The organism is Kitasatospora sp. NPDC059803, assembly GCF_042732255.1.
In the GTDB taxonomy this organism is placed as follows: domain Bacteria; phylum Actinomycetota; class Actinomycetes; order Streptomycetales; family Streptomycetaceae; genus Kitasatospora.
Map to the genome: position 1 here is coordinate 1 of NZ_JBHWIJ010000172.1, position 7,453 is coordinate 7,453.

The 7,453-nt window shown below is 74.3% G+C and carries 7 protein-coding genes; 3 read left to right on the plus strand and 4 right to left on the minus strand.

Features of this window, described 5'->3' with window-relative positions; genetic code table 11:
- The first annotated feature begins 180 nt into the window (after window positions 1-180).
- Window positions 181-1,968, plus strand: a complete 1,788-nt coding sequence (locus tag ACFV6I_RS24825; RefSeq protein ID WP_380427680.1) for an ABC transporter transmembrane domain-containing protein — start codon at window positions 181-183, stop codon at window positions 1,966-1,968.
- On the plus strand, window positions 1,965-3,734 hold the full coding sequence (locus tag ACFV6I_RS24830; protein WP_380427682.1) for an ABC transporter ATP-binding protein: 1,770 nt from the start codon (window positions 1,965-1,967) through the stop codon (window positions 3,732-3,734). The genes ACFV6I_RS24825 and ACFV6I_RS24830 overlap by 4 nt, the downstream gene beginning before the upstream one ends.
- A 16-nt stretch (window positions 3,735-3,750) precedes the next feature.
- Here ACFV6I_RS24830 and ACFV6I_RS24835 read toward each other — a convergent pair whose 3' ends face one another.
- Window positions 3,751-4,176, minus strand: coding sequence for a cupin domain-containing protein (locus ACFV6I_RS24835; protein WP_380427684.1), 426 nt, complete (start codon window positions 4,174-4,176; stop codon window positions 3,751-3,753).
- A gap of 92 nt (window positions 4,177-4,268) precedes the next feature.
- Here ACFV6I_RS24835 and ACFV6I_RS24840 point away from each other — a divergent pair, with 92 nt between their 5' ends.
- Window positions 4,269-4,931 (plus strand): TetR/AcrR family transcriptional regulator, encoded by a 663-nt coding sequence (locus ACFV6I_RS24840; protein WP_380427686.1) that lies wholly within the window; start codon window positions 4,269-4,271, stop codon window positions 4,929-4,931.
- A 28-nt stretch (window positions 4,932-4,959) separates the two neighbouring features.
- On the opposite strand, the gene ACFV6I_RS24845 is transcribed toward ACFV6I_RS24840, so the two are convergent.
- From ACFV6I_RS24845 to ACFV6I_RS24855, 3 genes are all read right to left on the minus strand, one after another.
- Window positions 4,960-6,147, minus strand: coding sequence for a flotillin family protein (locus tag ACFV6I_RS24845; protein WP_063346367.1), 1,188 nt, complete (start codon window positions 6,145-6,147; stop codon window positions 4,960-4,962).
- Window positions 6,148-6,184: 37 nt separating this feature from the next.
- Window positions 6,185-6,421, minus strand: coding sequence for a hypothetical protein (locus ACFV6I_RS24850; protein WP_350880803.1), 237 nt, complete (start codon window positions 6,419-6,421; stop codon window positions 6,185-6,187).
- A gap of 174 nt (window positions 6,422-6,595) precedes the next feature.
- Complete coding sequence (locus ACFV6I_RS24855; RefSeq protein WP_208869047.1) at window positions 6,596-7,276, minus strand: YitT family protein; 681 nt, start codon at window positions 7,274-7,276, stop codon at window positions 6,596-6,598.
- Window positions 7,277-7,453 lie beyond the last annotated feature (177 nt).

A 7,453-nucleotide genomic window follows, 5' to 3' on the forward strand; every position in this document is an offset into this window, starting at 1 on the left:
CCCCGGAACCGACCGCCCCCACCGCGTCACCCCCGGGTCAGACGGGCTCCGCGGCCCCCGCCGGCCCGACCTGGCGGTGCGTCAGTTCCGTGGCGGGGCGGTCTGCCAGACTCCGGGAATGAGACGTCAACGGATCCTGGACCAGTTCATAGCTCGGGGGCCTGCCCGGGGGCAGGCGGGATGACCGGCGACGGACCGGACCTGCCCGGGGGTGCGCGCCGGGTCCCCTACCGTGATCCCGGGCTGCCGGACCACCGGAGTCCGCTGCGCTTCCTCTGGTGGCTGGTGCGCAGGCAACGCGGCCGCGTCCTGCTCGGCTCGACCTGGGGCAGCCTGTGGATGTGCGCCCTGATGCTGCCGCCCTACCTGATGTCCAGGACGATCGACGAGGGCCTCCGGGCCCGCGACAGCGGCGCGCTGGTCTTCTGGGTGTCGGCCGTCCTCGTGGTCGGCGCGCTCATCGCCGTCCTCGGGATCCTGCGGCACCGCACCATGACCTTCGTCCGGGCGGACGCCGCGTACCGCACCGTCCAGGTCATCACCCGGCACGTCAACCGGCTGGGGACGACGCTGCCGCGCCAGGTGTCGGCCGGTGAGCTGACCCATCTCCAGGCCGGCGACATCGGCCGGATCGCGCAGACGCTGACCATCACCGGGCCCGGGGTCGGCGCGGTCATCGCCTACCTCGCCACCGCCGTCCTGCTGGTCCGGATCTCCGTCGTGCTCGCGGTGGTGATCCTCCTCGGGGTGCCGCTGCTGGCCCTCACCGTCGGCCCGTTGCTGGGGAAGCTGCACGGCGCCGAGGGCGGCTACCGCGAGCAGCAGGGGTCGCTGACGGCCCTGGCCGGCGACCTGGTCGCCGGGCTGGGTGTGCTGAACGGCATCGGCGGCAAGCCGATGTTCGCCCGGCGCTACCGGGAGCGCTCGCAGGCCCTCGTCCCGCTCGGCTACCGGGTGGCCTCGTTCACCAGTTGGGTGCAGGCGCTCGGCGCCTGCCTGCCGGTGGTCTTCCTGGCCGTGGTGACCTGGCTCAGCGCCCGGATGGCGGCCGCCGGTTCGATCACGGTCGGTGAACTGGTCTCCGTCTACGGCTACGTGGCGGCCCTGCTGGTGCCCGTCTCCGCCTTCGTCGAGGGCGCGGACGACCTGCCGCGCGGGCTGGTCTCCGCCCGCCGGGTCACCGACATCCTGGCGCTGCGGCCGGATTCGACGCGCAGCCGGACACTGACGACCCCGCCCGACGCCCCGGCGGGGCTGAGCGATCCCGACTCCGGCCTGCTGCTGCGGCCCGGGCGGCTCACCGCGCTGGCCGCCGCCCGGCCCGAGGAGGCCCGGGCCGTCGTCGAGCGGCTGGGCGGCTACACCGACTCGGACGCCACCTGGGGCGACACCAGGCTCTCCGACTGGGTGCCCGCCGAACTGCGGCGCCACGTCCTGGTGTCGGACGACGACGCGTACGTGTTCGGCGGCACGCTCCGCTCCGCGGTGTCGATCCGCGGCGACCGCACCGAGGAGGAGCTGCGGCGCGCCCTGCACGCCGCCGCGGCCGAGGACATCGTCGACGCCCTGCCGGGCGGCCTGGACGCGCCGCTCGACGACCGCGCCGGCAACGTCTCGGGCGGGCAGCGCCAGCGGCTGCGGCTGGCCCGCGCGCTGCTGGCCGATCCCGAGGTGCTGCTGCTGGTCGAGCCCACCTCGGCGCTGGACGCGCTCACCGAGGCGGCCGTGGCGGCCCGGATCGGCGCCGTGCGCGGCGGCCGGACCACCCTGGTCGTCAGCACCTCCCCCCTGGTGCTCGGCCGCGCCGACGAGGTGGTCCACCTGGTGGACGGCAAGGTCCGGGCCACCGGCACCCACGGCGAGTTGCTCGCCCGCGACCCCGGCTACGCGGCGCTGGTGTTCCGCGGCGGCACCGACGACCACCCGGCGAGCGCCCCTGCGGACGCCGAGGAAGGCATGGTCCGATGAGCAACCCCGACACCCCCGACGCCCCCCACCGCCTCCCGGTCGCCGACACCGCGACGGTGCGCCGGGCCAGTTGGCGCCTGCTGGCGGACGACGGCCGGGCGATGGGCGCGATCGTCGCCCTCACCTGCCTCGCCGCCCTCGCGGGCGTCGCCGGGCCGTGGCTGCTGGGCCGCATCGTCACCCGGGTCGAGAACGGCGAGCTGACGGTCGGCCAGGTGGACGGCTTCGCCGTGGCGGTCCTGGGGTTCGCCCTCGCCCAGCTGGTGCTCACCCGCTACGCCCGCTACCTCTCCCACCGGTTCGGCGAACGCGCCCTGGCCCGGCTCCGCGAGGAGGTCGTCGACCGGACGCTCGCGCTGCCCGGGCGGTACGCGGAACGGGTCGGCGCCGGCGACCTGGTGACCCGCTCCTCGCTGGACGTGGGCACCGTGGCCGCCACCCTGCGCAACGCGGCCCCGGACGTCTTCATCGCCGTCGTCCAGGTGCTGGTCATCCTCACCGCGACCTTCCTGCTCGACCCGCTGATCGGGCTCTGCGCCCTGGTGGGCCTGCCGATCGTCTGGGCGGTGAGCCGCTGGTACCTGTCCCGGGCCCGGGAGGCCTACCTCGCCGAGGGGGCCGCGGCGGGCGGGGTCACCGAGGTCCTCAACTCCACTGCCCACGGCGCCCGGACCATCGAGGCGTACGGGGTCGGGGCGCGCCAGGACGGCGTGGTCGACCGGGCCGTCGACACCGCCTACCGGGCCGGGGTGCGCACTCTCTTCCTGCGGACCGTGCTGTTCCCGGTCACCGAGTTCGCGCACGCGCTGCCGATGGCGCTCGTCCTGCTGGTGGGCGGCCTCGGCCACCTCCACGGCTCGGTGACGCTGGGCGCGGTGGTGGCGGGCGGCCTCTACATGTGGCAGCTCGTCGACCCGCTGGACCGGGCGCTCAACTGGGTCGAGCAACTGCAGCGCAGCGGTGCGTCGTTCGCCCGCATCAAGGGCGTCGGCCTGGTGTCGCAGGAGCCGCCGGCCACCGGTCTGCGCCCCGCCGACGACCGGATCGAGGCCGTCGGCGTGCGGTACGCCTACACCGACTCGCACGACGTGCTGACGGACGTCGACCTGGTGGTCCGGCCGGGCGAGCGGCTGGCCGTGGTCGGCCCGTCCGGCGCCGGCAAGTCGACCCTCGGCAAGCTGCTCGCCGGCGTCGACGCCCCGGACGCGGGGCGGATCCTGGTCGGCGGCGTGCCGGTCGCGGACCTCGCCGCGGCGGGCGAGCTGGGCAACCGCGTCGTGCTCATCACCCAGCAGCACCACGTGTTCATGGGGACGCTCCGGGAGAACATGACGCTGGCCGCCCCGGACGCCGAGGACGCGGCGGTGCTGGCCGCGCTCGCCCTGGTGGAGGCGGACTGGGTGCGCGACCTCCCGGACGGGCTGGACTCGCTCCTGGGCACCGGCGGGACCGAACTCGGCGCCGCGCAGGCCCAGCAGCTCACCCTGGCCCGGGTCCAGCTGGCCGATCCGCACACCCTGATCCTGGACGAGGCGACGTCCCTGCTCGACCCGACCACGGCCCGGCAGGCGGAGCGGGCGATGGCGGCCGTGCGCTCCGACCGCACGGTCATCTCCATCGCCCACCGGCTCCAGACCGCGCACGACGCGGACCGGGTCGCCGTCATGGCGGCGGGCCGCATCGTCGAGCTGGGCACCCACGACGAACTGGTCGCCGCCGGCGGGGCGTACGCGGCGCTCTGGCGGTCGTGGAGCGGGGAGTCCTGACCGGCCCCGGCAGCGGTCAGGGGGTGTCGGTGCGCTTTTCGAGCCGGGTGCCGTGGCGCAGGGTGAGCGACATCAGGTCGCTCGGGCCGTCGAGTTCGAGGCGGTGCCAGCGGCCGCGGGGGACGACCACCGCGCTGCCGGCGGGCAGCGGCACCAGCTCGTCGACACCGCCCCCCGCGCCGTCGCCGCCCCCGTCCGCGTCCCCGCCCGCGGGTCGGAGGTAGAGCCGCGCGCCACCGGTGAGGCAGCACACCGCCTCGTCGGCCTCCGGGTGCATCTCCCAGTGGTCGGCGTGGACGTCGGCGTCGGTCTCCACGTGGAAGGCGCCGAGGTGCCAGGTGCCCGGCGCGCCGCCGGCCATCTGCCGCTCGGCGGCTCGGACTTCGCCGTCGGGGTGGAAGTGCAGGGCCGAGGCGAACAGGTCGACGGCGGTGGGCGTCATGGCGGTGTTCCTTCCGGTCAGCAATTTCTATACGCGTAAGAAAACTAACCCCACACCATCGCCGCTGTCGACCTCTGGGGAAGAATGGACCCATGCCGACCGCACCGCGCAGGACCTCGGGCCGACCGCCCCGCATCTCCCGTGAGCAGGTCGTCGAGGCGGCCCGCCGGATCGTGACCGAGGAGGGCGCGGACCGGCTGACCATGCGCCGCCTCGCCTCCGAGGTCGGCAGCACGCCGATGGCGCTCTACCACCACGTACGCGACAAGGAGGAACTGCTCGTCCTGCTGCTGGACGACCACGCGGCACGGACACTGCGCCGGCCCGAACTACCCGCCGACCCGCGCGACCGGGTCGTCGGGGCCGCCGCCGCGATCCACGAGGCCCTGGCCGACTGCCCCTGGATCGTCGAGGTGCTCACCGCCGACGACCTGATGTCCGCGTCCGCGCTGTGGTTCGTCGAGCAGATCGTCGACGGCCTCACCGCGTGCGGCCTCACGCCGGAGCGGGCCGTGCAGGGGTACCGGACGATCTGGTACTACACCGCCGGCGAGCTGGTGGTCCGGGCGGCGGCGGCCCGGCGGCGCGCGGACGACGAGCGCGCCACGTACCGGGAGCAGGTGTTCGCCGGCCTCGACCCGGACGAACTCCCCCGCCTCGCCCAGGTCGCGGACCGCTGGGCCGCGCTGACCACCGACGACACCTACCTGGACGGCCTGCGGGCCCTGGTGGACGGCCTCCTCGCCGCCCGTTGACGCCTCGGCCCGCGGGCCCCCGGGTGCCTCAAGTCCGTTCCGGGAAGCGGGGCTTGGACTTGCCGTCGCCGAACGGGCCGGTCGAGTGCTGGAGCGAGTGCAGGATCGCGAGGCCCTGGCTGACGATGCCCGCCGCCATCTGGTTGACCCCGTCGCTGCCGTTGAGGACGGTGAGCTCGGCTCCGGACATGCCCCGGGCCGCCGCGTCGGCGAGGGCCGGCAGGTTCTCCACGATCCGGTTGGCCGCGATGAGCTCCTGGTTGCCGCCGCGCAGGGAGTCGGCCCGGGCGGTGTTGGCGTCCGCCTGCGCCTGGGCGAGCGCCCGCTCGCTGTAGGCGCTGCCGTCCGCCTCGAACTTCACCCGGTCGCGGGCGGCCTCGGCCAGCGTCCGCTGCCGGTAGGCCTCGGCGTCCGCCGGGCGCCGCACGTCGGCCTCCAGCTGCTGGGCGGCCAGCGCGGCCCGGCGCTGGGCGAGCGCGGTCTGCTCCTCGATGACGTCCTGGGAGGCCCGGGCCTCGGCGAGCGGCCCGGCCTGGGCGGCCCGGGCCCTGGACTGCTCGGTCTCGGCGAGGAACCCGGCCCGTTTGATCGCGGTGTCGCGCTCGTACTCGGCCTTCAGCGCGGCCGCCTGCTGCTCCCGCTCGGCGGCCTCCTGGTCCGCCTTGGCCTGGGCGATCCGGGCCTGACTGGCGACCGCCGCCACGTGCGGCGCGGCAAGGTTGTCGATGTACCCGGTCGAGTCCTCGATCTCCTGGATCTGCAGCGCGTCGACCACGATGCCGAGCTTCTCCATCTCGCCGTGGCTGCCCGCCATCACCTCCTGGGCGACCCGGCTGCGCTCCCGGATGATCTGCTCGACGGTCAGCCCGCCGATGATCGAGCGCAGGTGGCCGGCGAAGATCCGGCCGACGAGTTCCTCCATCTGGTCCTGTTCCGAGAGGAAGCGGCGGGCCGCGTTGGCGATCGACACGGCGTCGTCGCCGACCTTGAACACGCAGACCGCGCGCACGGTGAGCCGGATCCCCTGCTGGGTCACGCAGTCCTCGGCGATCTCCGCCTCCCGCAGGGCCAGGGAGAGCATGCGGACCTTCTGCTTGACCGGCAGGACGAGGCTGCCGTGCCCGGTGACGATGCGGAACTGGGTGTCCTGCGCCTGGTGCTTGGACCCGGAGATGAGCATCGCCTCGTTGGGTGCGGGAACGTGCCAGAAGAACATGACCGACCACCTGACCAGCTGGGATCCGAAACCGCGATTAGGGCGGCAACAGCTCGACGATCACCGAGCGGGCCGAGATCGCGTCCACCACGACCACCCGGACGTCCCGGCCGACCGGCTCCGAGCACCAGGCCGCGAACACCTCCGAACCACCCCGGAGGGCGACCAGGACCTCGCCCGGGCCGCCCGCCGGAATGGGCACCGTCACCTTGCCGACGGCTCCGACCGGGCTCTGCCGGGAGTCGTCGACCGCGGGCATGCTCTCTCGCGCCACCGGCGCCTCCGGTCCCCACGTCGCACCACCGGGTCGAGGACACCCGCGGCAACCGCCGACGGCGGCGGTGCCTCGACCCCTTCCACGGTACTCCGGCAACCGCCCCGCCACCGGCCGTCGCCGACCACCGCCGGCCACCGCCAGCCATCGCCGGAGCAGCCGGACCGGCACCGGTCAGGGCACGGCCAGGGCGACCGCGAAACCGTGGTCCGGGATGTCGAGGAAGCGCCGGTTGAACCGGACGAAGGGCTCGATGAGCAGGTCCACGAAGACCAGGAAGGCCACCGTACCGATGCCCACCGGGCCCCCCAGCAGCCAGCCGCAGAGCAGCAGCACTCCTTCGATCAGCCCCTTCGCGCACCAGAACGGCCAGGTCCAGCGGTGCCGGATGGTGATCGCCAGCAGGTCGATGGCCCGGATGCCGAAGCCGCTCATGATGATCAGCGCCGAGGCGTAGGCGCACAGCAGCGCGCCGAGCAGCATCAGCGGGTAGCTGCTCAGCCCCAACCAGGCCGCCGGCCGCAGCCATTGGAAGAGGTCGATCAGGCTGCCGCACAGGAAGAAGGTCACGAAGGGCGAGACCACCGGGCGCTTGCGGTTCCACGCCGCCCACGCCCCGATGCACACCACCGCGACGGCTGCCTGGCACAGGCCGATGGTGAGCGGCAGGTGCTTGAGCACGCCCAGCGAGAAGACGTCGAGCGGGTCGGTGCCCAGATCGGACTGGATGAAGAAGTGGGCGCCGGTCGAGAAGACCACGCAGCCGGCCAGGTACACCAGCGCCCTGGGCAGTAACTCGCCCAGCCGCCAAGGTTTTCCGTTCGGATCGACGCCAGGGGGACGGTGGGACGCCATGGGTTCCTCCAGGGGGACGGGCGTCCGGCCCGTTGCCGTCCCCAGAGGCGCGGAGGCGGGCAGCGGCGCGGACACCGGGCTGTTCGGAAGCCGGGGGCGCGGGCGGGGGGGGGGACCGGTGCGCCGACGCCGACGATGCCGATGTTGTAGACGGAGCTGGCTCCCGGGGCTTTGTTC